The organism is Streptomyces sp. cg35 (assembly GCF_050410835.1).
GTDB lineage: Bacteria > Actinomycetota > Actinomycetes > Streptomycetales > Streptomycetaceae > Streptomyces.
The window spans coordinates 2,283,984-2,309,547 of record NZ_CP191268.1 but is presented as its reverse complement, the minus strand read 5'-3'; the positions used below and the strand labels follow the sequence as shown (position 1 = coordinate 2,309,547).

At 70.4% G+C, this 25,564-nt stretch carries 25 protein-coding genes; 18 read left to right on the top strand and 7 right to left on the bottom strand.

The window, feature by feature from the left end; genetic code table 11:
• Positions 1-39 precede the first annotated feature (39 nt).
• Complete coding sequence (sepH, locus tag ACQUQD_RS10655; RefSeq protein ID WP_428951805.1) at positions 40-1,119, bottom strand: septation protein SepH; 1,080 nt, start codon at positions 1,117-1,119, stop codon at positions 40-42.
• 521 nt (positions 1,120-1,640) lie between these two features.
• Here sepH and ACQUQD_RS10650 point away from each other — a divergent pair.
• Positions 1,641-2,891: a hypothetical protein gene (locus tag ACQUQD_RS10650; RefSeq protein WP_428951804.1), complete on the top strand. Its 1,251-nt coding sequence runs from the start codon at positions 1,641-1,643 to the stop codon at positions 2,889-2,891.
• A gap of 7 nt (positions 2,892-2,898) precedes the next feature.
• Here ACQUQD_RS10650 and ACQUQD_RS10645 read toward each other — a convergent pair whose 3' ends face one another.
• Together ACQUQD_RS10645 and ACQUQD_RS10640 are read right to left on the bottom strand one after the other, a co-directional pair.
• Entirely contained in the window at positions 2,899-4,230 is a 1,332-nt protein-coding gene (locus ACQUQD_RS10645; RefSeq protein WP_428951803.1) for a D-arabinono-1,4-lactone oxidase, read from the bottom strand.
• A complete protein-coding gene (locus tag ACQUQD_RS10640) occupies positions 4,178-5,434 on the bottom strand; it encodes an MFS transporter (protein WP_428951802.1) in 1,257 nt (418 codons plus the stop codon). The genes ACQUQD_RS10645 and ACQUQD_RS10640 overlap by 53 nt, the downstream gene beginning before the upstream one ends.
• A 160-nt stretch (positions 5,435-5,594) precedes the next feature.
• Between ACQUQD_RS10640 and ACQUQD_RS10635 the strand changes: the two genes are divergently transcribed.
• Both ACQUQD_RS10635 and ACQUQD_RS10630 read left to right on the top strand, forming a co-directional pair.
• On the top strand, positions 5,595-6,734 hold the full coding sequence (locus ACQUQD_RS10635) for a ferrochelatase (protein ID WP_428951801.1): 1,140 nt from the start codon (positions 5,595-5,597) through the stop codon (positions 6,732-6,734).
• A gap of 10 nt (positions 6,735-6,744) precedes the next feature.
• Complete coding sequence (locus tag ACQUQD_RS10630; RefSeq protein ID WP_428951800.1) at positions 6,745-7,542, top strand: inositol monophosphatase family protein; 798 nt, start codon at positions 6,745-6,747, stop codon at positions 7,540-7,542.
• A 78-nt stretch (positions 7,543-7,620) separates the two neighbouring features.
• Here the strand turns inward: ACQUQD_RS10630 and ACQUQD_RS10625 are convergent, their stop codons facing one another.
• Positions 7,621-7,794, bottom strand: coding sequence for a hypothetical protein (locus ACQUQD_RS10625; RefSeq protein ID WP_428951799.1), 174 nt, complete (start codon positions 7,792-7,794; stop codon positions 7,621-7,623).
• Positions 7,795-8,118: 324 nt separating this feature from the next.
• Between ACQUQD_RS10625 and ACQUQD_RS10620 the strand changes: the two genes are divergently transcribed.
• The 4 genes from ACQUQD_RS10620 to ACQUQD_RS10605 all read left to right on the top strand — a co-directional run bounded on the left by ACQUQD_RS10620 (position 8,119) and on the right by ACQUQD_RS10605 (position 11,709).
• Complete coding sequence (locus ACQUQD_RS10620) at positions 8,119-8,772, top strand: response regulator transcription factor (RefSeq protein ID WP_018535991.1); 654 nt, start codon at positions 8,119-8,121, stop codon at positions 8,770-8,772.
• A 7-nt stretch (positions 8,773-8,779) separates the two neighbouring features.
• Positions 8,780-10,021, top strand: a complete 1,242-nt coding sequence (locus ACQUQD_RS10615; RefSeq protein ID WP_428951798.1) for a sensor histidine kinase — start codon at positions 8,780-8,782, stop codon at positions 10,019-10,021.
• Between the two features lie 427 nt (positions 10,022-10,448).
• A complete protein-coding gene (locus ACQUQD_RS10610) occupies positions 10,449-10,745 on the top strand; it encodes a DUF4193 domain-containing protein (protein WP_018535993.1) in 297 nt (98 codons plus the stop codon).
• 13 nt (positions 10,746-10,758) lie between these two features.
• The gene (locus ACQUQD_RS10605) at positions 10,759-11,709 is read left to right on the top strand and encodes a hypothetical protein (protein WP_428951797.1); all 951 of its coding nucleotides are present in this window, start codon (positions 10,759-10,761) and stop codon (positions 11,707-11,709) included.
• 1 nt (position 11,710) lies between these two features.
• On the opposite strand, the gene ACQUQD_RS10600 is transcribed toward ACQUQD_RS10605, so the two are convergent.
• Complete coding sequence (locus tag ACQUQD_RS10600) at positions 11,711-12,157, bottom strand: DUF3093 domain-containing protein (protein ID WP_428951796.1); 447 nt, start codon at positions 12,155-12,157, stop codon at positions 11,711-11,713.
• A 58-nt stretch (positions 12,158-12,215) separates the two neighbouring features.
• Here ACQUQD_RS10600 and ACQUQD_RS10595 point away from each other — a divergent pair, with 58 nt between their 5' ends.
• From ACQUQD_RS10595 to ACQUQD_RS10555, 9 genes are all read left to right on the top strand, one after another.
• Positions 12,216-12,800, top strand: a complete 585-nt coding sequence (locus ACQUQD_RS10595) for a PaaI family thioesterase (protein WP_428951795.1) — start codon at positions 12,216-12,218, stop codon at positions 12,798-12,800.
• Positions 12,797-13,330 (top strand): dUTP diphosphatase, encoded by a 534-nt coding sequence (gene dut, locus ACQUQD_RS10590; protein WP_428951794.1) that lies wholly within the window; start codon positions 12,797-12,799, stop codon positions 13,328-13,330. The genes ACQUQD_RS10595 and dut overlap by 4 nt, the downstream gene beginning before the upstream one ends.
• 1 nt (position 13,331) lies before the next feature.
• Complete coding sequence (locus ACQUQD_RS10585; RefSeq protein ID WP_428951793.1) at positions 13,332-14,099, top strand: DUF3710 domain-containing protein; 768 nt, start codon at positions 13,332-13,334, stop codon at positions 14,097-14,099.
• 183 nt (positions 14,100-14,282) lie between these two features.
• Positions 14,283-15,503, top strand: a complete 1,221-nt coding sequence (locus ACQUQD_RS10580; RefSeq protein WP_428951792.1) for an alginate lyase family protein — start codon at positions 14,283-14,285, stop codon at positions 15,501-15,503.
• Between the two features lie 90 nt (positions 15,504-15,593).
• Positions 15,594-16,319: an ABC transporter ATP-binding protein gene (locus ACQUQD_RS10575; protein WP_428951791.1), complete on the top strand. Its 726-nt coding sequence runs from the start codon at positions 15,594-15,596 to the stop codon at positions 16,317-16,319.
• Between the two features lie 153 nt (positions 16,320-16,472).
• Complete coding sequence (locus ACQUQD_RS10570; protein WP_428951790.1) at positions 16,473-19,064, top strand: DUF4118 domain-containing protein; 2,592 nt, start codon at positions 16,473-16,475, stop codon at positions 19,062-19,064.
• A complete protein-coding gene (locus ACQUQD_RS10565) occupies positions 19,061-19,744 on the top strand; it encodes a response regulator (RefSeq protein WP_428951789.1) in 684 nt (227 codons plus the stop codon). Before ACQUQD_RS10570 ends, ACQUQD_RS10565 begins: the two co-directional genes overlap by 4 nt.
• 64 nt (positions 19,745-19,808) lie before the next feature.
• Positions 19,809-20,219: an OB-fold nucleic acid binding domain-containing protein gene (locus tag ACQUQD_RS10560; RefSeq protein WP_428951788.1), complete on the top strand. Its 411-nt coding sequence runs from the start codon at positions 19,809-19,811 to the stop codon at positions 20,217-20,219.
• A gap of 3 nt (positions 20,220-20,222) precedes the next feature.
• Positions 20,223-20,987 carry a DUF3159 domain-containing protein gene (locus ACQUQD_RS10555; protein WP_428951787.1) on the top strand — a complete coding sequence of 255 codons (765 nt, stop codon included), beginning with the start codon at positions 20,223-20,225 and terminating at the stop codon, positions 20,985-20,987.
• Between the two features lie 130 nt (positions 20,988-21,117).
• Here ACQUQD_RS10555 and ACQUQD_RS10550 read toward each other — a convergent pair whose 3' ends face one another.
• Positions 21,118-21,789 (bottom strand): potassium channel family protein, encoded by a 672-nt coding sequence (locus tag ACQUQD_RS10550; protein WP_164558793.1) that lies wholly within the window; start codon positions 21,787-21,789, stop codon positions 21,118-21,120.
• Positions 21,789-22,457, bottom strand: a complete 669-nt coding sequence (locus ACQUQD_RS10545) for a potassium channel family protein (RefSeq protein WP_428951786.1) — start codon at positions 22,455-22,457, stop codon at positions 21,789-21,791. The genes ACQUQD_RS10550 and ACQUQD_RS10545 overlap by 1 nt, the downstream gene beginning before the upstream one ends.
• A 260-nt stretch (positions 22,458-22,717) precedes the next feature.
• On the opposite strand from ACQUQD_RS10545, the gene ACQUQD_RS10540 reads away from it, so the two are divergent.
• Together ACQUQD_RS10540 and ACQUQD_RS10535 are read left to right on the top strand one after the other, a co-directional pair.
• Positions 22,718-23,443: a lytic transglycosylase domain-containing protein gene (locus ACQUQD_RS10540; protein ID WP_428951785.1), complete on the top strand. Its 726-nt coding sequence runs from the start codon at positions 22,718-22,720 to the stop codon at positions 23,441-23,443.
• A gap of 58 nt (positions 23,444-23,501) precedes the next feature.
• Positions 23,502-25,547: an APC family permease gene (locus ACQUQD_RS10535; protein ID WP_428951784.1), complete on the top strand. Its 2,046-nt coding sequence runs from the start codon at positions 23,502-23,504 to the stop codon at positions 25,545-25,547.
• Positions 25,548-25,564: the final 17 nt, after the last annotated feature.

Genomic DNA, 25,564 nt, shown 5'->3' with positions numbered 1-25,564 from the left:
CGATCAGTCGGCGCGGGCCCCACTACGTACGGGCGGTGACTAGTCCTGCTTCTTGCGGCGCGTCCCGAAGACGATCTCGTCCCAGCTGGGCACCGCGGCCCGGCGCCCGGGGCGCACACCGTCGGCCTCGGCCTGGCGGTCGGTGGTGCCGGTGAGGCGGTCCCGGTGGCCCGCGACGCTGCGCGGCATCAGCACGTCCGCGTACGCGGCTCCGGCCCCGGCCGACGCGGCGGGCGCCGCCGGCTCCTCCACCTCGGCGGCGGCGGGCGGCTCCGGCTCCTCCTGCGGCGGCTCGGGAGCCGTCGTCGGACGGTCGGGCACCACGATGTCGCCGCGGTAGCTGGGCACGGCCTCCAGGAGGCTGGTCAGCGAGTCACGCTCCGAGGAGGAGGCGATCGCCGGCAGGTTCTCCTCGCCCGGCGCGGACGTGACCTCCGGCGGCGTCGGGCGCTCCAGCTGCCGGTCCAGGGCGCGGTCCAGGGGGCGGTCCCTGGGCAGGCGCGCGATGCGCGGCACGAAGGGGAACGTGGGCTCGGGCGCGCCGATGTCGTCGGACTCGCCGATCAGCGAGCGCGCCTCGTCGTCCACGGCCTGGACGAGCCTGCGGGGCGGGTCGTACGTCCAGCTCGCCGAGTGCGGTTCGCCCGCGACCCGGTAGACGAGGAGGACCTCCCAGGTGCCGTCGTCGCGGCGCCAGGAGTCCCACTGGACGGTTTCCTTGTCGGCGCCGCGCAGCAGGAGTCGCTCTCCCACCGCCTCGCCGAGCTGGGGACCGGTGTTCTCGCCGGGACGGCGCACGGGGGTCTTCCTGGCCCGCTCGGCCATGAAGGCCCGCTCCGCGAGTACGGGACCCTCGAAGCGGCGTACACGATCGACCGGAATGCCCGCGAGCTGGGCGACCTCCTCGGCGGAGGCGCCTGCCCGTATGCGCGCCTGAATGTCGCGCGGGCGGAGGTGGCTCTCCACCTCGATCTCGATCTGGCCGAGGCGCGGACGGTCGCCGCGCACGGCGGCCCGGAGGCGCTCATCGATCGGAAGCGTGTACTCCGTGCTGTCCGCAGCCTTCAGCACCAGCCGTGTGCCGTCGTTAGAGACGGCCACGACACGCAGTTCGGGCATGGGGACCTCCCGGGTGGTGCCTGCCGACGTCACGTGCGTCGCTGCTTCCGCTAGTCGAGTGTGGCCTGCCCGGGTGCAGCCTGCCACAACCTTGCCGAGTTGCCCGGCGTGTCGGGCATCGACCCGAGAGCGCCGTTATGGCACGGTTACCTGTTCGCAACGCTAAGTGACCGAAGTCGTCACCCTGTGCAACGAGCCCCCTCTCGGCGGTCCTGGAAGGCCCCGGACACCCTGGCGGGAGACCGGACCCAGGGCTCGCAACAGTACTCCATTCGGGCCACTCGCGTGGATCGGCTCGCCGCCGAACTTCTCACGGTGGACGGGAGTTGGGTACGGGGCACCCTCGATGCGTGCCCGATTCGCGATGGATGCACGTGGCGTGCTTCACGAAATCCACAGAAGCGGAACTAGGGACTTCGGTCGTACGTCCCTTTCTCATGTGACACAGGAGGTTCACGTAGCCTCGGGAACTTCACTGTGAAACAGGCTGGAATGTCGAGAAAGGCAGGCAAGGACCGGAGATGGGCGAGAGGCCGGATGGCTCCAAGGACGGGCAGGACGAGGCCAAGGGGAGGAAGCGGCTGGATCTGAGCGTGCCCCAGGTGGCGGGCAGTGCCGTCGCCGCCGTGGTGGCCGCGAAGCTCGCCTCCAGTTTCGGCGTCTACGGGACGATCCTGGGCGCCGGTGTGGTCAGCGCCCTCGCCACCTGCGGCGGCACCGTCTTCCAGCACTTCTTCAGGCGCACCGGCGAACAGATACGTGACGTCGCCGTGCAGACGAAGCCGAAGGGACGGCAGGTGCCGGTCACGGCGGAGGGGCGTCCCGTACCGCGCACGTTCCGCTCGGACATCTCCATGGACGCCACGAAGGCCATGGTCACCGGCGCCCGCCCGCCCGCCGCGCGGCCCGCCACGGGCGCGCTGCCCACGACCACGACCTGGGGGACGCCGCCGGCGGCGGACGCCGAGGCGACGACGGCGCTGCCCCAGGCCCCGGCCGGCGACGAGATGACCCAGCTGCTCGACACCGGCGCGGTCGCCGACCTACTGCCGGACGAGTCCGAGAAGACCCGGCTGCTCGGCACCGTCGACCCGGAGAAGACCCAGCTCATCGAGCCCGGCGCGATCGACGAGGCCACGCGCGTGCTGCGCCCCGCGACGGATCTGCCGCACCAGTCGCTCCCGGCCGGCGGGCCGGACGGCGGGTCCGGTGGGACGGCGGAGGCTGACGAGATCAACGGGATCGACGACGAGTTCACCCCCGGGACCGTGCACAGGTCCCGTGTCAAGAGCTGGAAACGGCCGCTGATCGCCGCCGCCGTCGTCTTCGGCGTGACCATGGGCGGCATCACGACGTACGAGATCGTGGCCGGCCACAGCTTCAGCGGGGACAGCGGCAGCACCACGTTCCGGGACGCCTTCAGCGGCCACCGGTCCTCCGGCGGCAGCGACCCCGAGCCCAGCACCTCGCAGCAGCCCTCCGGCGACAGCAGCACCGGTTCCGACAGCGGCACCCGGCAGGACGGCGACGACCCGTCCACCGGCGGGAGCGCGACGCCCGCCCCGACGCCCACCGGCAACGGCGACTCGGGCGCCGGGTCCGGCACCGGCTCGGACTCCGGGTCGGACAGCGACACGGACTCCGGTTCGGACTCGGGCGAGGGCAAGGCCACGCCGACCCCGACGCCCACGCCGACCCCGTCGCAGAGCACGGGCTCGGGCTCGGACCCGGGGTCGGAGACGGGCTCCGGTCAGCGGAGCCCGGCCGAGTAGTGCGTGGTCAGTCGCCGAGGACCCGCCGCAGATAGGCGTTGCCGAAGAGGCGGTCCGGGTCCAGGCGGTCGCGCAGCTCCGTGAACTCGCCGAAGCGCGGGTAGACCTGCGAGAAGTACGCGGCGTCGCGCGTGTGCACCTTGCCCCAGTGGGGGCGGCCCTCATGGGCGGTGAAGATCTGCTCGGCGGCCGTGAAGTACCGCTGGTACGGAGTGCCCTTGTACATGTGGACGGCGACGTAGGCGCTGTCGCGGCCGGAGGCCGTGGACAGCGCGATGTCGTCCGCCGGGGCGGTGCGGACCTCCACCGGGAAGCTGACGCGCAGGTTCGAGCGGTCCACCATCGATTTCAGCTCGCGCAGCGTCTCCACGAGGGCCGCGCGCGGAACGGCGTACTCCATCTCCACGAAGCGCACCCGGCGCGGAGATGTGAAGACCTTGTAGGGAATGTCGGTGTACGTCCGGGCGGACAGTGCCCTGCTGGAGATCTTGGCGATCGACGGGATCGTGGCGGGCACCGCGCGGCCGATCGAATTGACCACCTGGAACAGGCCGTTGGAGAGCACTTCGTCCTCGACGAAGCCGCTGATCCGGGAGACCGGGGCCTTGGGGCCTGCGCTGCGGTTGTTGCGCTTGGTGTTGCAGTTGCCGGTGTGCGGGAACCAGTAGAACTCGAAGTGCTCGTTCTCCGCGTACAGCTCGTCGAAGTCGCCCAGCACCTTGTCGAAGGTCATCGGCTCCTCCCGCGCGCTGAGCAGGAAGAGCGGCTCCACGGCGAAGGTGATGGCCGTGACGATGCCGAGCGCGCCCAGGCCGATGCGGGCCGCGGCGAAGACCTCCGGGTTCTCCTTCTCGGAGCAGGAGAGCAGCTCGCCGCTCGCCGTCACCAGTTCGAGCCCCTTGATCTGGGCGGCGATGGAGGCGGAGTCGCGGCCCGTGCCGTGGGTGCCGGTGCTGGTGGCGCCGGACACGGTCTGCTCCATGATGTCGCCCATGTTCGTGAGCGACAGGCCCTCGCGGGCCAGGACCATGTTGAGCCGCTTGAGCGGAGTACCGGCCTCGACCGTGACCGTCCCGTTCGCCCGGTCGATATTGCGGATACCGGTCAACAGTTGAGGGCGTATCAACACGCCGTCGGTGGCCGCGGCGGCGGTGAAGGAGTGACCGGTGCCGACGGCCTTCACCTTCAGGCCGTCCTCCGCCGCCTTGCGTACGGCGGCGGACAGTTCCTCCACGGAGGCGGGCGTCACCTCCCGTACGGGACGTGCGGTGACGTTCCCCGCCCAGTTACGCCACGCTGCGCCGCTCTTCGTGCCGCTGGCCGTCTGCGCCGTGCTCATCGGTGGTTCCTCCCCGCTGCATGACCGGCTGCTTCAGCCGGCGGTAGCCGAGGAACGCGACCAGGACCGCGACGGCACCGGCGACTCCCGGTACCCCGTACCCGGCCTTCGCACCGGCGGCGTCGATCACCCAGCCGGCCACGGAGGAGCCGAGCGCGACACCGACCGCGAGTCCGGTGCTCACCCAGGTCATGCCCTCGGTCAGTTTCGCGCGTGGTACGTGCTGCTCGACGAGAGCCATCGTCGTGATCATCGTCGGTGCGATGGACAGGCCCGCAACGAAGAGCGCCACGGCCAGAAACGGCAGGTTCCCGACCAGTTGGAGGGGGATCATACTCACGGCCATCGCGAGGACACCCACCAGCCACCTGCGCGCGGGCGCCCCCTTCACGTGCAGCAGCCCGAAGACGGCCCCCGCGACACAGGACCCGCCCGCGTACACGGCCAGCACCACACTCGCCAGTGACTTGTGCCCCTGCTCCTCGGCGAAGGCCACGGTCACCACGTCGACCGCACCGAAGATCGCGCCCGTCGCCACGAAGGTGGCCACCAGAACCTGCAGCCCGCGCGCGCGGAGCGCCGATCCGCCGCCGTGCTGCTCACGGGGGTGCGGGGCGGGCTCCGTCGCCCGCTGCGAAGTCAGCCAGAAGACGCCGGCCGCGAGGAAGCAGCCCGCGAGCAGCGGGCCCGCCTCCGGGAACCACGCCGTGGACAGGCCGATCGAGATGATCGGTCCGAAGATGAAGCACACCTCGTCGATCACGGACTCGAAGGAGTACGCCGTGTGCAGCTGCCGCGGAGTGTCCCGGTAGAGCACCGCCCACCGCGCCCGGATCATCGAGCCGACACTCGGGACGCAGCCGATGAACGCGGCGCACAGGAACAGCGTCCAGTCCGCCGCCTCGTACTTCGCGCACAGCAGCATCCCGCTGACCGCGACGAGCGAGACCAGCGTGGCCGGGCGCAGGACACGCCGCTGGCCGTACCGGTCGACGAGGCGGGAGATCTGCGGCCCGATCACCGCGGCGGACAGCGCCACCGTCGCCGACAGGGCGCCCGCGAGTCCGTAGCGCCCGGTCAGCTGCGAGACCATCGTGACGATGCCGATGCCCATCATCGACAGGGGCATCCGGCCCAGGAACCCGGCCACCGAGAAGCTCTTGGTGCCGGGCAGGGCGAATATGGCGCGGTAGGGGCTGGGCAACTCGACTCCGGTGAGGCGGACAGGCGTGCCGAGGGCGGCTCGGTGGGCGCCCGGGCGCAATAGGTAAGGCGTGACTACAGCTGATACAGCTTACGCGTGTCATGGTTCGGGTGGCATGGCGGTTTTCCGCCTGTCAGTGCCGGGTGGCAGGATCGAAGACATGCCAGACGCGCACGCTGCCAGCCCCGATGCCCGCCCCTACGACGCCCTGCTGCTGCTCTCGTTCGGCGGCCCGGAGGGCCCCGACGACGTCGTCCCGTTCCTGGAGAACGTGACGCGTGGCCGCGGCATCCCCAAGGAGCGGCTCAAGGAAGTGGGCCAGCACTACTTCCTCTTCGGCGGGGTCAGCCCCATCAACGACCAGAACCGCGCCCTGCTCGACGCCCTGCGCAAGGACTTCGCCGACCACGGCCTGGACCTGCCGGTCTACTGGGGCAACAGGAACTGGGCGCCGTACCTGACCGACACGCTGCGCGAGATGGTCACCGACGGCCACCGCCGCATCCTCGTCCTCGCCACCAGCGCGTACGCCTCGTACTCGGGCTGCCGCCAGTACCGCGAGAACCTCGCGGAGTCGCTGGCCGCCCTGGAGGCCGAGGGCCTGGAACTGCCGAGGATCGACAAGCTGCGGCACTACTTCAACCACCCCGGTTTCGTACGCCCCATGGTCGACGGCGTCCTCACCTCCCTCGCCGACCTCCCCGAGGACGTGCGGGACGGCGCCCACATCGCCTTCAGCACGCACTCCATCCCGACCGCCGCAGCCGACTCCTCCGGGCCCGTGGAGGGCCACGGCGACGGCGGCGCGTACGTGCGGCAGCACCTGGAGGTCGCGCAGCTGATCGCGGACGCCGTGCGCGAGGAGACCGGCGTCGAGCACCCCTGGCAGCTCGTCTACCAGTCGCGCTCCGGCGCCCCGCACATCCCGTGGCTGGAGCCCGACATCTGCGACCACCTGGAGGAGCGGCACGGCGCCGGGGCACCGGCCGTCGTCATGGCGCCCATCGGGTTCGTCTCGGACCACATGGAGGTCCTGTACGACCTCGACACCGAGGCCACCGCCAAGGCCGAGGAGCTGGGCCTCCCGGTGCGCCGCTCCGCCACCGTGGGCGCCGACCCGCGCTTCGCCGCCGCCGTACGGGAGTTGGTCCTGGAGCGGGCCGCGACCGAGAGCGGCAGGGACATCGCGCCGTGCGCCCTCGGCGCCCTCGGCGCGAGCCACGACCTGTGCCCGGTCGGCTGCTGCCCGGCCCGCGCCCCCAAGCCCGCCGCCGCGGGCGCCGACAGCCCGTACGCGTAAGGACGCCGACGTGACCGACCTGAAGACAGAACTCCTCGACGTCGCCCTGGAGGCGGCCGCCCGGGCCGGAGTGTTCCTGCGCGACGGCCGCCCCGCCGACCTCGGCGTGGCCGCCACCAAGACCAGCGCTGTCGACGTCGTCACCGAGATGGACATCGCGTCCGAGAAGCTGATCACGGACTTCCTGGCGGAGCGCCGGCCCGACGACGGCGTCCTGGGCGAGGAGGGCGCCTCCGCCGAGGGCACCAGCGGCGTCCAGTGGGTGATCGACCCCATCGACGGAACGGTCAACTACCTTTACGGACGCCCCGATTGGTCCGTCTCCATCGCGGCCCGCAAGGACGGCGAGACCGTCGTCGGCGTCGTCGCGGCCCCGATGCGCGGTGAGACCTACCGCGCCGTCCTGGGGGAGGGCGCCTTCGTGAACGACCGGCCCGTGCACGCGCGCGTGGCACCTCCCTTCGCGCAGGCCCTGGTCGGCACCGGCTTCGGCTACCTGGAGGCGCGCCGGGCCCACCAGGCCGACGTCGTAAGGGAGTTGGTGCCCCGGGTGCGCGACATCCGGCGCGGCGGCTCGGCGGCGATCGACCTGTGCGACGTGGCCCTCGGCCGCCTGGACGCGTACTACGAACGCGGCCTGAACCCTTGGGACTTCGCGGCCGGCGACCTCATCGCGCGCGAAGCCGGCGCCCTCACCGGGGGCCGCCCCGGCGAGCCCGTGTCGCCGGACCTGACGATCGCCGCCCCGCCCGGACTCTTCGAGCCGCTCCAGAACTGGCTGGAAGAGCTCGGCGCCTGGCACGACTGAGGGCCCTGAGCCCGGACACGAAAAGGCCCCGGCGTCCGTCTGGATCGGACCAGGCGCCGGGGCCCTTCGCTGTGTCGGTCAGACGCTCGAGGCGTGAACTTCCACGCCGTGCTCGGCGGCGAGACGGTGGAGATCGTCCAACTCGCCCTGCTCGACCTCGGCAAGGAAGTCGTCGCCGGTCTCGCGCGCCCGCGTCAGGTCGGACTCGGCCGCCTTGATGCGCTGCAGCAGTCCTGCGGTGAATGCGTCCATGGTTGCGCCCCCTCGTCCTGGGTCGTGAGTCGTGGCACGGGGGTGTGCCCGGTGGAAGGGGCGATCACGACTCGGGCCGCCGTGCGGTAAGCGGTTCGTGGCATGCCACATACAAAGCGTGATCGCGGGTGTAAGGCCGTCCTCCCCCCGCTCCCTCCCGCGGAAACCTCAACCCCCGGAGAAAATCCGGCATTCCCCCGATGCCTCGCCGTCTTACAGCCGGTTTATGGCCGAAAGGGGCAGGATGGAGGCTCACACCCCGAGAACGGACCACCCGCGCGCGCCCGAATCCGCCCGCGGGTGACCAGAGGAAGGACAAGCGACGTGCGCGTACTCGTCGTCGAGGACGAGCAACTGCTCGCCGATGCGGTGGCCACCGGACTGCGCCGGGAGGCCATGGCCGTCGACGTCGTGTACGACGGTGCGGCCGCCCTCGAGCGCATCGGCGTCAACGACTACGACGTGGTCGTGCTCGACCGCGACCTCCCGCTCGTGCACGGCGACGACGTCGCCCGCAAGATCGTCGAGCTGGGCATGCCCACCCGCATCCTCATGCTGACCGCCTCCGGCGACGTCAGTGACCGTGTGGAGGGCTTGGAGCTGGGCGCCGACGACTACCTCCCCAAGCCCTTCGCGTTCAGCGAGCTGACCGCCCGCGTCCGAGCTCTCGGACGCCGTACGAGCGTGCCCCTGCCGCCCGTCCTGGAGCGCGCCGGCATCAAGCTCGACCCGAACCGGCGGGAGGTGTTCCGCGACGGCAAGGAGATCCAGCTCGCGCCCAAGGAGTTCGCCGTCCTGGAGGTGCTGCTGCGCAGCGAGGGCGCCGTCGTCTCGGCCGAGCAGCTCCTGGAGAAGGCCTGGGACGAGAACACGGACCCGTTCACGAACGTCGTGCGCGTCACCGTCATGACCCTCCGCCGCAAGCTCGGTGAGCCCGCGGTCATCGTCACGGTGCCCGGCTCCGGCTACCGGATCTGATCCCACGATGGCCGCCGCACCAGCGCCGCCCACGGCGCCACCGAAGCCGACCTGGAAGCCGGGGACGAAGGTCGAGCCGCCCTTCCCCTGGCTCCGCCCCACCATCCGCATACGGCTCACGCTGCTCTACGGCGGCATGTTCCTCATCGCGGGCATCCTGCTGCTGTCGATCATCTATCTGCTCGCCGCGCAGGCCCTCAACGTCGGCAGCGAACTGCCCTTCAAGATCGTCGAAGGCACCGTCTCCAGCAACGTCTGCAACATCCCGGACGGTTCGAGGATCCCGGCCAGCGAGCTGAACAGCGCGCTGAGCGACTGCGTCAACCAGCAGCGCCAGCACGCCCTGGACGTCCTGCTGAGCCGCTCCCTCATGGCGCTGCTCGGCCTCGCGATCATCGCCTTCGCCTTCGGGTACGCGATGGCGGGCCGCGTCCTGTCCCCGCTCGGCCGCATCACGCGCACCGCGCGCCGCGTGGCCGGCACGGACCTGTCGCGCCGCATCGAGCTGGACGGCCCGGACGACGAGCTCAAGGAGCTCTCCGACACCTTCGACGAGATGCTCGACCGCCTGGAGCGGGCGTTCACGGCGCAGCAGCGCTTCGTGGGCAACGCGTCGCACGAGCTGCGCACCCCGCTCGCCATCAACCGCACGCTCCTGGAGGTCCACCTCTCCGACCCGGGTGCGCCCGTGGAGCTGCAGCAGCTCGGCAAGACGCTGCTCGCCACGAACGAGCGCAGCGAGCAGCTGGTGGAGGGACTGCTGCTGCTCGCCCGCAGCGACAATCAGATCGTCGAGCGCAAGCCCGTGGACCTGGCGGAGGTCGCCTCCCAGGCGATCGACCAGGCCAGGTCCGAGGCCGACGACAAGGGTGTGGAGATCCGCGGCGAGCGCAAGGAGGCGGTCGTCCAGGGCAACGGCGTCCTCCTGGAGCGCATCGCGCTGAACCTCGTGCAGAACGCCATCCGGTACAACGTGCCGGAGGGCGGCTGGGTCCAGGTCGACACCGAGGCGCAGCACGGCCAGGCCGTCCTGGTGGTCGCCAACACCGGCCCGGTGGTCCCCGCGTACGAGATCGACAACATTTTTGAGCCGTTCCGGCGGCTGCGGACCGAGCGCACCGGCAGCGACAAGGGCGTGGGCCTCGGCCTGTCGATCGCCCGGTCGGTGGCGCGCGCCCACGGCGGCCGGATCGTCGCCGAGCCCCGTGAGGGGGGTGGGCTCGTGATGCGCGTCACCCTGCCGATCTAGGTCGGTTCAAGGTGCACGGCGCGTACGGATCTGACATGCTTCCGCCGACGCGCTGGGGAAGTTCGCTTTTAGCGGAATTTTCGGGACCTGCGCCCGTGAAGACCGTGTGTGATCGATCACAGGAGCGAATTTCCGGCCATCTACTCTCCGTGATCGCAAAAGCCGTCTGAAAGCCGGGAAAATCCGTGTTTTCGGGCAGCTTGATCACGGGAAGTACACGGGGTGGCGCCCGTGCAGTGCGTCAATCGGACCGTGTACGGTCCCGTTCGCCACCCAAGCCGATCACTCAAGAGGGGTCCGGTTGGGTGTCGATTGAGTAACAGACCTTGATGTGAGGCAAAATCTCCGCCTCAGGTCGGGCACAAGTCCGGCCTCTCATGCGTTACGTGCGCTGAGACACCGCAGACACCCAGAGGGGGAGAGCGACATGGCAACGGATTACGACACCCCACGCAAGACCGATGACGACCTCAACGAAGACAGCATTGAGGAACTGAAGTCACGGCGGAACGACAAGTCCGCGTCGAACGTCGACGTGGACGAGTTCGAGGCGGCCGAGGGCCTGGAGCTTCCGGGCGCAGACCTCTCGAACGAGGAACTGGCCGTCCGCGTCCTGCCCAAGCAGCAGGACGAGTTCACCTGCATGAGCTGCTTCCTGGTGCACCACCGCAGCCAGCTCGCGCGGGAGAAGAACGGCCAGCCGATCTGCCGCGACTGCGACTGAGGTGGGGTCGGGCATGACTGGCTCGACCCCGCCCTGGAAGCGCCGTACCTGGAGCAAGCGCCAGGATGCGGTACAAGGCCCGTCAGAGGCCGTGCGTGACGACGACGAGCGAGGCTCTTCCGCCCGTGAAGACGCCTCGCTCGAAGCGGCACACAAGCGCGACGAGACGGGTGGCCCGACGGCGGCCGGCGTCGTGGATCTGCACGACGCCGACGCGGCGGACACCGAGGCGCAGCCGACCAGGCGCCGCGTGGACGCCGTCAAGGACGGTGTCCGCAAGAGCGGCAGCGTCGCGAGAACGGGGATGATCAAGAGCGGCAGCGCCGCAAGAGCCGGCATCGGCTACCTCGCCGACCGGATCATCGAGAACGCACCACGGGTGCCCGTACGGGACCTCGCGACCCTGCGCAGACAGTTCCCCGGCCTCGGGCCCGAACAGCTCGCGGACAAGCTGGTCGCCGGTGCGGCGGCCGCCTCGTCGACCGTCGGCGCCGGAGTCGGCGCGGCCGCGATGCTGCCGGTACCGCCCGCGATGCCGACCGAGCTGGCCGCGGAGGTCACCGGTGTGGCGGCGATCGAGCTGAAGCTGGTCGCCGAGCTGCACGAGGTCTACGGAGTACGGCCTCCGGGGAACCTGAAGGACCGCACCGCCATCTACCTCACCTCGTGGTCCGAGGAGCGCGGGATCGACGTGTCGAAGCCGTCGACGATCAACATCGCGCTCGGTGGCCAGATGAAGCGCGAGCTGCGGCAGCAGATCATGAAGCGGACCGTGCGCAATCTTCCGACCCTGATGCCGTTCCTGGTCGGCGCCGCGGTCGGGGCGGCCATGAACCGCCGGGACACGAAGAAGCTGGCCGAGCGGGTGCGCAAGGATCTGCGGCGCCTCCAGGTGCCGTGGGACGCGCTGCCGGAACTGCCGCCGCTGGTCCCGCCGAAGGACGCCCTGGAGATCGAGGGCTGAGTCAGGCCCCCAGAGCCTTTGCCAAAGTTTCAGGTTCGCGCGTCGACAGGTACACGTACGGCGTCGGATCCGTCGGGTCCGTGATCTCCGCGCGGACCGCCGTGGGCACATAGCTGCGCAGCAGCATGAAGGCGCGCGGGTCTGCCTTGTACGTGCGCCAGGCGCGCGCCTCCTCGGCGTCCAGGACCTCCACGGCGCCCAGGGCCGAGAGCGGGATCCTCGCGTCGCCCGCGACCAGGGAGTCGGCCACGACGCGGATCCGGATCGAGCCGTACTGGCTGGTGATCACGGCCCCGACCAGCAGACCGCCGACGAATCCGCCGAGCAGCGGGAGCGTGCCGAAGGGCAGCAGGGTGAGGCCGCAGGCGACCCCCACCAAGAAGGTGACGAGCCACCACGAACGGGGTGCGGTGAGGCGTTCTTCGTACGGCGTCGTCGAGAGCTCCATGCAGCCAAGCTTGGCACGATGCGCGAGGGCACAGGACGCGCGGGTAAGGTCTGCGCCTGTGAGTGGTACTTCAGCAGCTCTGACGCCCCCGTCCGACGCCATAGCGCCGGTGCGGCACCCCGACGCTCCCGCCCCCGGCGAGCTCCTCGGCGCGCACTACGGACACTGTTTCGGCTGCGGCGGCGAGCAGCCGCACGGGCTGCACCTGGAGGCGCGGGCCGGTGAGGGCGTCAGCGTCACGGCCGAGTTCACCGTGCGCCCCGCCCACCAGGGCGCGCCGGGGCTCGCGCACGGCGGCATCCTCGCCACCGCGCTCGACGAGACGCTCGGCTCCCTGAACTGGCTGATCCAGGCCATCGCCGTGACCGGACGGCTCGAGACGGACTTCGTGCGGCCCGTCCCCGTGGACACCGTGCTGCATCTGTCCGCCGAGGTCACCGCCGTCGCCGGGCGCAAGATCTACTCGACCGCCACCGGCCGGATCGGCGGCCCCGACGGGCCCGTCGCCGTCCGGGCCGACGCCCTCTTCATCGAGGTCAAGGTCGACCACTTCATCGACAACGGCCGCCCGCAGGAGATCCAGGCGGCCATGAGCGACCCGGACCAGATCCGGCGTGCCCGTGCCTTCGAGGTGAACCCGTGACCCAGCTTGCCGCCGAGAACCGGCTCGACGTGCTCATCCGGCGCGTCGACCCCGACGTACCGCTGCCCGCGTACGAGCACCCGGGTGACGCGGGCGCCGATCTGCGGACCACCGAGGCCTGCGAACTCGCCCCCGGCGAGCGGGTCGTGCTGCCCACAGGGGTGTCCATCGCCCTGCCCGAGGGGTACGCGGCCTTCGTGCACCCGCGATCCGGTCTCGCAGCGCGCTGCGGTGTCGCCCTGGTGAATGCCCCAGGGACGGTGGATGCCGGGTACCGTGGAGAGATCAAGGTGATCGTGGTGAATCTCGACCCGCGCGAGAGCGTGCGGTTCGAGCGCTTCGACCGGATTGCCCAACTGGTCGTCCAGCAGGTCGAGAAGGTGCGCTTCCACGAGGTGGCTCAGCTTCCCGACTCGGCTCGGGCCGAGGGGGGCTTCGGGTCCACCGGAGGTCACGCCTCCGTGGGCGCGGACGGTCAAAAGGGTGGGAATCGATACGCTTCGGTCGTATCCGACCGGGAAGGACAGTGACGTGTTCGGACGTCGCAAGAAGAACGGCGCCGCCGAGGATGCGGCGGGCGAGGCCGAGCAGGTCGTCGACGGTGTCGACAGTGCCGACGCGGACGCCGCGGGGGAGCCGGAGCGCGTCCGGCTCGAGCCCGAGCCGCGTCCCGACGGCCCCTGGGACTCCTCCGAGGTCCGCGAGCCGGCCGAGGGCCGGGTCGACCTGGGCGGAATCTTCGTCCCCGGTGTGGAGGGCATGGAGCTGCGGGTGGAGGTCGCGGGCGACGCGATCGTCGCGGCGACCGTCGTCCTCCAGGACAGCGCGGTCCAGCTGCAGGCCTTCGCCGCCCCCAAGAAGGAGGGCATCTGGGGCGAGGTCCGCGAGGAGATCGCCACGGGCATCACCCAGCAGGGTGGTGTGATCGACGAGGTCGAGGGTCCGCTCGGCTGGGAGCTGCGGGCCCAGGTGCCGGTGCAGCTGCCGGACGGCACGGGCGGCTTCCAGGTCGTGCGCTTCATCGGCGTGGACGGCCCCCGCTGGTTCCTGCGCGGGGTGATCTCGGGCCAGGGCGCGGTGCAGCCGCAGGCGGCCGGTCTGCTCGAGCAGATCTTCCGGGACACGGTCGTGGTCCGCGGCGAGGGTCCGATGGCCCCGCGCGACCCGATCGTCCTCAAGCTCCCGGACGACGCGCAGATGGTCGCGGAGGGCGCCGCCCAGGACTCCGCGGAGGGCTCGCGCTTCTCCGGCGGCATGGGGCAGCTGGCCCGTGGTCCGGAGATCACCGAGGTCCGCTGACACCGTTCTTTCGCGGATGGCCGGGGGCCGCGCATCCCACAGGGTGCGCGGCCCCCGGCTTTGTCGTGCCTGGCCCCAACTGCCGTTCTTTCTTCAGTACTTGACGGAAGGCTGGTCCGTACCTAGGGTCACCGGCCAACGCCGTTGTTCATGTCGGCGCCCCAAGTTCACATACGAGAACGGATGGCCCCCACCATGCAGGCTCGTCACAGGAGATCCCGTACCGCCCTGCTTGCCACCCTCGCCACCACCGTCACGGCCCTCGTCGCCGGCGTCGTCACCTGGCCCGGCGCGGACCGCGCCGTCGCCGCGCCCGCCACGTTCGCCCACCCCGGAGTGACCGTCTCCAAAGGGCAGTTGGACTTCGCCCGCGCCAAGGTCGACGCCGGAGCACAGCCCTGGAAGAGCGCCTTCGACCAGATGATGGCGAGCAAGTACGCCGATCTGAACCGCACGCCCAAGCCCCGCGCCACCGTCGAGTGCGGCTCGTACTCGAACCCGAACTACGGCTGCACGGACGAGCGCGAGGACGCGATAGCCGCCTACACCGACGCGCTCGCCTGGTACTTCACCCGCGACGAGCGGTACGCGAAGAAGTCGATCGCCCTCATGGACGCCTGGTCGGGCACCATCAAGGAGCACACCAACAGCAACGCGCCCCTGCAGACCGGCTGGGCCGGCTCCTCGTGGCCCCGGGCCGCCGAGATCATCACGTCCACCTACACCGGCGGCTGGGCGAACGAGTCCCGCTTCAGGACCATGCTGCGCGACGTGTACCTCCCGAAGGTCATCAACGGCTCCAACTCCAACGGGAACTGGGAGCTGTCGATGATGGAGGCGGCCGTCGGCATCTCCGTCTTCCTGGAGGACAAGGCTTCGTACGACAAGGCGATGGCGAAGTTCCGGACGCGTACGGCCGCCTACGTCTACCTGTCCTCGGACGGCGCCCTGCCCAAGACGGTGCCCAGCCAGAATCTGGACACCAAGGAGAAGATCGTCAACTATTGGCAAGGCCAGTCAACCTTCACGACAGGGTTGACGCAGGAGACCTGCCGCGACTTCACGCACACCGGGTACGGCATCTCCGCCATCTCGCACATCGCCGAGACCAGCCGCATCCAGGGCCAGGACCTGTACGGCACGGACGTCGGCGAGCGGCTGCGGCAGGCCCTCGGCTTCCAGGCCAAGTACGAGCTCGGTGAGGCACCGCCGAGCTCGCTGTGCGGCGGCAGCATCAAGCGCGGGCTCGGCCCGATCACCGAGGTCGGCTACAACGCCCTGCACACCCGCCTCGGCACCGCCATGACCAACACCCAGAAGCTGACCGAGCAGCAGCGGCCGGCCGGCTCCAACAACCTGTTCGTCGCCTGGGAGACCCTCACCCACGCCGAGAACCCGAGCTGACCGGCGACCGGTCTCGACCATTGCCCGGCCGGGCGCCACGTGACCATACTGACGCCCGGCCAGGAACGTATGTACGGGGGAGCGGCACGCATGACCGAGAGCACCGAGACGGGGACCTCCGTCCTGGACCAGGACGGCCGCGGGCCGATGGTCGTCGTGCGGGACCTGCACCGCTCGTACGGACGCGGCGCCGCCGCCGTGCACGCCCTGCGCGGGGTCTCCTTCGAGGTGCCGCGCGGTGAACTCGTCGCCCTCAAGGGACGCTCCGGATCCGGCAAGACGACCCTGCTCAACCTGGTGGGCGGCCTCGACGAACCGGACCGCGGACGGATCACCGTCGACGGCCTCGACCTCGCGGACCTCGGGGAGAACGGGCTCCTGGAGCTGCGCCGGGACCGCATCGGCTTCATCTTCCAGTCCTTCGGGCTCATCCCGATCCTCACCGCCGCCGAGAACGTGGGCGTGCCGATGCGGCTGCGCAAGGCGCAGGTGCGCGAACGCGAGGAGCGCGTCGAACTGCTGCTCGCCCTCGTCGGTCTGGAAGGACATGCCAAGCAACGGCCCGGCGAGCTCTCCGGCGGCCAGCAGCAGCGCGTCGCCATCGCCCGGGCGCTCGCCAACAGGCCGGCCCTGCTCATCGCCGACGAGCCGACCGGGCAGCTCGACGCCGAGACCGGTCTCGCCGTGATGGAACTGCTGCGCGCCGTCGTGCGCAGCGAGCAGGTCACCGCGCTCGTGGCCACCCACGACCCGGCGCTGCTCGGCCTCGCCGACCGGGTCCTGGAACTGAGTGACGGCGAGATCGTCGAGCGCTGAGTCCAGTACCGCGCGGACCGCGACGCATCAGGGTTCTGTCAAAGACGCCCACCCCTCAGGACTCTGTCCCATTTGCGAGAATTGCTGACCGTAAGGTCGACGCTGCGTGGAGCAGTGAGCTGCGCTGAGCAGCGACAGGAAGACAATGGGGCCATGGGACGCGGCAAGCTTCGGATCTATCTCGGTTCCGCACCGGGCGTCGGCAAGACGTACGCGATGCTGTCCGAGGCGCACCGCCGCGTCGAGCGCGGCACCGACTGCGTGGTCGCGTTCGTCGAGCACCACAAGCGGCCCCGTACCGAGGTCATGCTGCACGGCCTGGAACAGGTCCCGCGCAAGGAGATCGAGTACCGCGGATCCGTCTTCCACGAGATGGACGTCGACGCGGTCCTCACCCGTGCGCCGGCCGTCGCCCTCGTCGACGAACTGGCGCACACGAACGTGCCGGGGTCGCGCAACGCCAAGCGCTGGCAGGACGTCGAGGAGCTCCTCGCGGCCGGGATCGACGTCGTCTCGACCGTCAACATCCAGCACCTGGAGTCGCTGGGCGACGTCGTCGAGTCGATCACCGGGGTCCGGCAGCGCGAGACGGTGCCGGACGAGGTGGTGCGGCGCGCCGACCAGATCGAGCTCGTCGACATGTCACCGCAGGCGCTGCGCCGTCGCATGGCGCACGGCAACATCTACAAGCCGGACAAGGTCGACGCGGCCCTGTCCAACTACTTCCGCCCCGGAAACCTCACGGCGCTGCGCGAGCTCGCCCTGCTCTGGGTCGCCGACCGGGCCGACGAGTACCTCCAGGAGTACCGGGGCGAGCACAACATCCGCTCCACCTGGCAGGCCCGTGAGCGCATCGTCGTCGGACTGACCGGCGGACCCGAGGGCCGTACGCTGATCCGACGCGCGGCGCGGCTCGCGGAGAAGGGCGCCGGCGGCGAGGTGCTCGCCGTCTACATCGCCCGCAGCGACGGCCTCACCGCCGCCTCGCCCAAGGAGCTCGCCGTCCAGCGCACCCTGGCCGAGGACCTCGGGGGAACGTTCCACCATGTGATCGGCGACGACATCCCCTCGGCGCTCCTGGAGTTCGCCCGCGGTGTCAACGCCACCCAGATCGTCCTCGGCTCCTCGCGCCGCAAGGCCTGGCAGTACGTCTTCGGGCCCGGCGTCGGCGCGACCGTCGCCCGCGAGTCCGGACCCGACCTCGACGTCCACATCGTCACGCACGAGGAGGCCGCCAAGGGGCGCGGACTGCCCGTCGCCCGCGGCGCCCGCCTCGGCCGGTCCCGGATCCTGTGGGGCTGGTTCGTCGGCGTCGGCGGACCGGCGCTGCTCACGCTCCTGCTCACGCACGTCGACTCCGACCTCGGCCTCGCCAACGACATGCTGCTGTTCCTGGCGCTGACCGTGGCGGCGGCACTGGTCGGCGGACTCCTCCCGGCGCTCGCCTCGGCGGCGTTCGGCTCCCTCCTCCTGAACTACTACTTCACCCCGCCCCGGCACCTGTTCACGATCGCCGACCCGAAGAACATCGTCGCCATCGTGATCTTCGTGGGCGTCGCCGTGTCGGTGGCCTCGGTCGTCGACCTCGCCGCCCGCCGCACGCACCAGGCCGCGCGGCTGCGCGCCGAGTCCGAGATCCTGTCCTTCCTCGCGGGCAGCGTGCTGCGCGGCGACACCAGCCTGGAAGCGCTCCTCGAACGCGTACGGGAGACGTTCGCGATGGAGTCCGTGGCGCTCCTGGAGCGGGAGAGCGACACCGCCCCGTGGACGTGCGCCGGCAGCGTCGGGCCGCGGCCCGACGGCCGGCCCGAGGACGCCGACGTCGACATGCCCGTGGGCGACCACATGGCGCTCGCCCTGTCCGGGCGCGTCCTGCCCGCCGAGGACCGGCGGGTCCTGGCCGCCTTCGCCGCGCAGGCCGCCGTCGTCCTCGACCGCCAGCGCCTGCAGTCGGAGGCCGAACAGGCCCGCGCCCTCGCCGAGGGCAACCGGATCCGCACCGCCCTGCTCGCCGCCGTCAGCCACGACCTGCGCACCCCGCTGGCCGGAATCAAGGCCTCCGTCTCCTCCCTGCGCTCCGAGGACGTCGACTGGTCGCCCGAGGACCAGGCGGAACTGCTCGCCGGCATCGAGGCGGGCGCCGACCGGCTCGACCACCTCGTCGGGAACCTGCTCGACATGTCCCGCCTCCAGACCGGCACCGTCACGCCGCTCATCCGGGAGACCGACCTCGACGAGGTGGTGCCGATGGCGCTCGTCGGCGTACCCGACCCGGATCTCAGCGTCGACCTGGACATCCCGGAGTCGCTGCCGATGGTGACCGTCGACAAGGGACTGCTTGAGCGGGCCGTCGCGAACATCGTCGAGAACGCCGTCAAGTACAGCCCGCCCGACGAACCCGTCCTCGTCGCCGCCAGCACGCTCGGCGAACGCGTCGAACTGCGCGTCGTGGACCGCGGTCCCGGCGTGCCCGACGAAGCCAAAGAGCGCATCTTCGCCCCGTTCCAGCGCTACGGTGACGCTCCCCGGGGCGCGGGTGTGGGGCTCGGGCTCGCCGTGGCCCGGGGCTTCGTCGAGGCCATGAACGGCACGCTCGACGCGGAGGACACCCCAGGGGGCGGACTCACGATGGTCCTCACCCTGCGCGCGGCGCCCCCCGCGCCCGATCCACCGGATCAACCGTTGATCCGTACGACATCAGCATCAGCCGAGACCGCAGTGACGCAGAGAGGCAGGCACGCATGACCAGGGTGCTCGTGGTCGACGACGAGCCGCAGATCGTTCGCGCCCTCGTCATCAACCTGAAAGCGCGCAAGTACGAGGTGGACGCCGCGTCCGACGGCGCCGGCGCGCTGCAGCTCGCCGCCGCCCGCCACCCCGACGTGGTCGTCCTCGACCTGGGCCTGCCCGACATGGACGGCGTCGAGGTGATCAAGGGGCTGCGCGGCTGGACCCGCGTCCCGATCCTGGTGCTGTCCGCCCGGCACTCGTCCGACGAGAAGGTCGAGGCGCTCGACGCGGGCGCCGACGACTACGTGACGAAGCCGTTCGGCATGGACGAGCTGCTGGCCCGGCTGCGGGCGGCCGTGCGGCGGGCCGAGCCCACCGGGGGCGGCGACGACGAGGGGATCGTCGAGACCGACGACTTCACCGTCGACATGGCCGCGAAGAAGGTCCACCGGGACGGGCGCGACGTGCGGCTCACGCCCACCGAGTGGCACCTGCTGGAGGTGCTCGTGCGCAACACGGGACGCCTGGTCAGCCAGAAGCAGCTGCTGCAGGAGGTGTGGGGGCCCTCGTACGGCACGGAGACCAACTACCTGCGGGTGTACATGGCACAACTGCGCCGCAAGCTGGAGACCGACCCGTCGCATCCGCGGCACTTCGTCACGGAGCCCGGGATGGGATACCGGTTCGAGAGATAAGGCGCCGCAAGCGGGGTACACCAGCGAGTACGACCGTGTCACCGGCCCCGGGTACGCTTCAAGCATGAGTGCTGTTCCTCGTTCCGACAGGGCGTCCGAGAAGCCGGCGGGCCGATTCCGGCGCATGCTCGACCGACTGTCCACGTCCCAGGAGGACCTGGAGTCGGAGGAGCTGCGCGAGGATTCGGAGACCACGGGCTGCACGCGCATCGGCGACTGCCATGACCGACAGATCGTCACGGTTACTGGTACGTTGCGCACGGTAACCCTGCGGCCACGCGCCGGAGTTCCGGCGCTGGAGGCGGAGTTGTTCGACGGCTCCGCCGCCCTGGACGTGGTGTGGCTCGGCCGGCGATCGATCGTGGGGATCGAGCCCGGCCGCAAGTTGATCGCATCGGGGCGGATCTCCATGAGCCGGGGCCGTAGGGTGCTCTTCAACCCGAAGTACGAACTCAGACCGCTCGGACGGGAGTAGCCGGTGACGTCCCTCGACAAGCCGACCGACCGCGAACCCGCAGGCCAGACCGCCGCCGACAAGGCGGTGACCGAGGCCGCGCTCTTCGAGGCCTTCGGTGGTGTGCGGGGCATGGTGGAGACCGTCGTGCCCGGTCTCCTCTTCGTGACCATCTTCACGATCAACAAGGACCTGCACATGTCGGCCATCGCGGCCCTCGCGGTGTCCCTGGTCCTGGTCGTGGTGCGCCTGGTCATGAAGGACACCGTCAAGCACGCCTTCAGCGGCGTCTTCGGCGTCGCGTTCGGTGTCGTGTTCGCGATGATGACCGGCAACGCCAAGGACTTCTATCTGCCGGGCATGCTCTACACGTTGGGGCTCGCACTCGCCTACATCGTCACCACGCTCTGCGGTGTTCCCTTGATCGGTCTCATCCTCGGGCCGGTGTTCAAGGAGAACCTGTCGTGGCGGACGCGCAACCCCGGCCGCAAGAAGGCGTACGCGAAGGCGAGTTGGGCCTGGGGGCTCATCCTGCTCGCCAAGTGCGCCGTTCTCTTCCCGCTGTACTGGTGGGCCGACACGACGCAGTTCGGCTGGGTGCTCATCGCGCTGAAGATCCCGCCGTTCCTGCTGGCGGTGTGGCTGACGTGGGTGTTCCTGGCGAAGGCGCCCGCGCCCATTGATGTGTTCGCGGAGATGGAAGCCGCCGAGAAGGCGGAGAAGGAGGCGAAGGCCGAGCGTGAGGCCTCGTCGTCCGTGGGTGGTGCGCGGCACCGCCGTGAGGACTGAGCTCTCTCGGCGTGTTCGGGATGTGCGTGGTTGCTCGCGCAGTTCCCCGCGCTCCTGAAAAGCCATCCTGAAAAGCAATAAGGCGGCCCCGGCGAGCAAAAGCTCGCCGGGGCCGCCTTATTGCTTCTTCCTACGCGTCCTCGCGGCGGACCGACAGCAGATCCTCCAGCTGCTCCTCGCGTGCCTGGGCCGCGACGAACAGGAGCTCGTCGCCCGCCTCCAGGGAGTCCTCCTGGCTGGGGGCCAGGACGCGGGTGCCGCGGATGATCGTGACCAGGGACGTGTCCTGCGGCCACTGGACGTCGCCCACGCGCGTGCCGGCCAGGGCCGACTCCGGCGGGAGCGTCAGCTCGACCAGGTTCGCGTCGCCGTGGCTGAAGCGGAGCAGGCGCACCAGGTCGCCCACGCTCACCGCCTCCTCGACCAGGGCCGACATCAGGCGCGGGGTCGAGACGGCCACGTCGACGCCCCACGACTCGTTGAACAGCCATTCGTTCTTCGGGTTGTTGACCCGGGCGACGACCCGCGGGACCCCGTACTCGGTCTTCGCGAGGAGGGAGACGACGAGATTGACCTTGTCGTCCCCGGTGGCCGCGATGACCACGTTGCAGCGCTGCAACGCCGCCTCGTCCAGCGACGTGATCTCACAGGCGTCGGCGAGCAGCCACTCCGCCTGCGGGACCCGCTCGACCGAGATGGCCGTCGGCGCCTTGTCGACGAGGAGGACCTCGTGACCGTTCTCCAGGAGCTCGCCCGCGATCGAACGGCCGACCGCTCCGGCTCCGGCAATGGCGACCCTCATCAGTGACCGCCCTCCTCGGGGCCTTCGGCGAACGCCGCCTCGACCTTCTCGACCTCGTCCGTACGCATCATCACGTGGACGAGGTCGCCCTCCTGCAGCACCGTCTGCGACGTCGGCAGGATCGCCTCGCCGAGCCGGGTGAGAAATGCCACCCGCACACCCGTCTCGTCCTGGAGGCGGCTGATCTTCTGCCCCACCCAGGACTCCGACGCGTGCACCTCCGCGAGCTGGACGCCCCCGGTGGGATCGCGCCACAGCGGCTCCGCGCCGGACGGCAGCAGACGCCGCAGCATCTGGTCGGCGGTCCAGCGGACCGTGGCGACCGTCGGGATGCCCAGGCGCTGGTAGACCTCGGCGCGCCGGGGGTCGTAGATGCGCGCCGCGACGTTCTCGATCCCGAACATCTCGCGGGCCACGCGGGCGGCGATGATGTTCGAGTTGTCACCGCTGGAGACGGCGGCGAAGGCGCCCGCCTCCTCGATGCCGGCCTCGCGCAGGGTGTCCTGGTCGAAACCGACACCGGTGACGCGACGGCCGCCGAACCCGGAGCCCAGACGGCGGAAGGCCGTGGGGTCCTGATCGACCACGGCGACCGTGTGGCCCTGCTGTTCCAGGGTCTGGGCAAGTTGGGACCCTACTCGGCCACAGCCCATGATCACGATATGCACGGCCCTACCCCGCACTCCTCATAGGCCTTCTGACCTGCGTAAACGTCCTGCTCATGTCTCTCTCTCGCGGCTCGGTCCAGCCGGTGCGGCTCGATCTCGGGCACGGTGCGGGCTTTTTGCGGCTCGCGCTCTGGACCACCGTATCGGCAATGGGCGCGAAGTCGTCCTTCGCGTCGGCGCCTAGATCGCCACGGCTTCCGGACGGCTTCCTAGACTGGCGGCCAGGGACCGCACGGACGGTGCGGGCGAAGGAGGCGGCCATGGCCGGGCGGCGTACACGCTGGGGGTGGCTCGCGCTCGCCCTGGCCGCGGTGGTGGTGTGGGGCCTGCTGTCACGCGGTGGCCGTACGGCGTCGGAGAGCGGCGGCGACCGGCCGTCCCCGGCGCCGACATCGGTACCGACGCCCTCACCGACACCCTCCGGGCGGCCATCACCCTCCCCTTCCGTCCCTGCCGCCTCTCCGGCCTCTCCTTCACCGTCCTCGTCCCGCACGGCGAGCGGTGGCTACGACCCCGCCGACTACGCCCCACAGGTCCGGGCCCGCGCCCGCCAGGCCGGTGTCGACGCTCGGCTGGTGATGGCGATCCTCTACAACGAGGCGTACAAACCGCACGACCCCTCCCTCGAACGGGCCTGGCAGCGGTACAAGCCGGACGCCGCCTTCGGTATCGCCAACATGCACCGGGCCGCGTTCGACCAGACCCGGCGCGGCCGCGACTTCGCCGACCGCGACTGGGAGGAGCTGCCCGACGACCGGGACCTGGCGATCGAGGCGGCCGCCTGGCATCTGCACGACCTGTCCGCACAGCTGCCGGCGCACTGGACGGGCCCGTACACCCGCGACGACCTTCTCGCGCTCGGCTACAACACCGGGGCGGGCAACATGCTGGCGTTCGCCCGCGGCGCGACCCCCGGCAGCCAGGCCCGTTCCTACCTCGACCGGCTGCACGAGAACTGGGCGAAGGCCGGCCGGGCGGTGGGCTGAGCGGAGAATCGGGGTGGTGGGTGGGCGGCCCCCCGTTCGAACGCTTACGATCCTCTGCGTGTCCAAACTGACCGACGTGCCCAAACGGATCTTGATCGGGCGCGCACTGCGCAGTGATCGGCTCGGAGAAACGCTCCTGCCGAAGCGCATCGCACTCCCCGTTTTCGCTTCCGACCCGCTGTCCTCCGTGGCGTACGCGCCGGGCGAGGTCCTGCTGGTCCTCTCCATCGCGGGCGTGTCGGCGTACCACTTCAGCCCCTGGATCGCGGTCGCGGTCGTCGTGCTGATGTTCACGGTCGTCGCCTCGTACCGGCAGAACGTGCACGCCTACCCGAGCGGCGGCGGCGACTACGAGGTGGCCAACACCAACCTCGGCCCGAAGGCCGGGCTCACCGTCGCCAGCGCCCTGCTCGTCGACTACGTCCTGACCGTCGCCGTCTCCATCGCCTCCGGCATCGAGAACCTCGGCTCCGCGATCCCGTTCGTGGTCGAGCACAAGGTGCTCTGCGCGTGCGCCGTCATCGTCCTGCTGACGCTGATGAACCTGCGCGGCGTCAAGGAGTCCGGCAAGCTCTTCGCCATCCCGACCTACGTCTTCGTCGCCGGCGTCTTCATCATGATCGCCTGGGGCGCCTTCCGCGGCCTGATCCTCGGCGACACCATGAAGGCCCCGACGTCCGACTTCCACATCAAGGCCGAGCACCAGGGCCTCGCGGGTTTCGCGCTCGTCTTCCTGCTGCTGCGCGCCTTCTCCTCCGGCTGTGCGGCGCTCACCGGCGTCGAGGCGATCTCGAACGGCGTACCGGCCTTCCGCAAGCCCAAGTCGAAGAACGCGGCGTCCACGCTCGCGCTCATGGGCGCGCTCGCCGTGACCATGTTCTGCGGCATCATCGGCCTCGCCATGGCGACCAACGTGCGCATGGCCGAGCACCCGGCGAGCGACCTCATCCACAACGGCGTCGCCGTCGGCTCCGGCTACGTCCAGAACCCGGTGATCTCCCAGGTCGCCGAGGCCGTCTTCGGCAAGGGCAGCTTCCTGTTCGTCATCCTGGCGGCGGCGACGGCGCTGGTCCTCTTCCTGGCGGCCAACACCGCGTACAACGGCTTCCCGCTGCTCGGCTCGATCCTCGCCCAGGACCGCTACCTGCCGCGCCAGCTGCACACCCGTGGCGACCGCCTCGCGTTCTCCAACGGCATCGTGCTCCTCGCGGGCGCGGCCATGCTCCTCGTCGTCATCTACGGAGCCGACTCCACCCGCCTGATCCAGCTGTACATCGTCGGCGTGTTCGTGTCCTTCACGCTCAGCCAGACCGGCATGGTCCGGCACTGGAACCGCCACCTGCGCACGGAGAAGAACGCCGACAAGCGGCGCCACATGGTCCGCTCCCGCGCGATCAACGCCTTCGGCGCCTTCTTCACCGGCCTGGTCCTCGTCGTGGTCCTCGTCACGAAGTTCACGCACGGCGCCTGGGTCGCACTGCTCGGCATGTGCATCTTCTACGCGACGATGACCGCGATCCGTAAGCACTACGACCGGGTCGCCGAGGAGATCGCCGCGCCGGACACGCCGTCCGACGACAGCGTGCGCCCGTCCCGCGTCCACTCGATCGTCCTCGTCTCGAAGATCCACCGTCCGACGCTGCGCGCGCTGGCCTACGCCAAGCTGATGCGCACGGACACGCTGGAAGCGCTGAGCGTCAATGTCGATCCGGCCGAGACGAAGGCCCTGCGCGAGGAGTGGGAGCGGCGCGGCATCGACGTACCGCTCAAGGTCCTCGACTCGCCCTACCGCGAGATCACCCGGCCGATCATCGAGTACGTGAAGGGCCTGCGCCGCGAGTCCCCGCGCGACGCCGTCAGCGTGATCATCCCCGAGTACGTGGTCGGCCACTGGTACGAGCACCTGCTGCACAACCAGAGCGCGCTCCGGCTGAAGGGGCGGCTGCTGTTCACTCCGGGGATCATGGTGACGTCCGTGCCGTACCAGCTGGAGTCCTCCGAGGCCGCCAAGAAGCGGGCCCGCAGGCGCTCCGAGTGGAGCGCGCCGGGCGCGGTGCGCCGCGGCCCGGTCGAGAAGCGTCCGAAGGAGCCGAGCGCCAAGTAGGAGTCCTCACGAGGCAG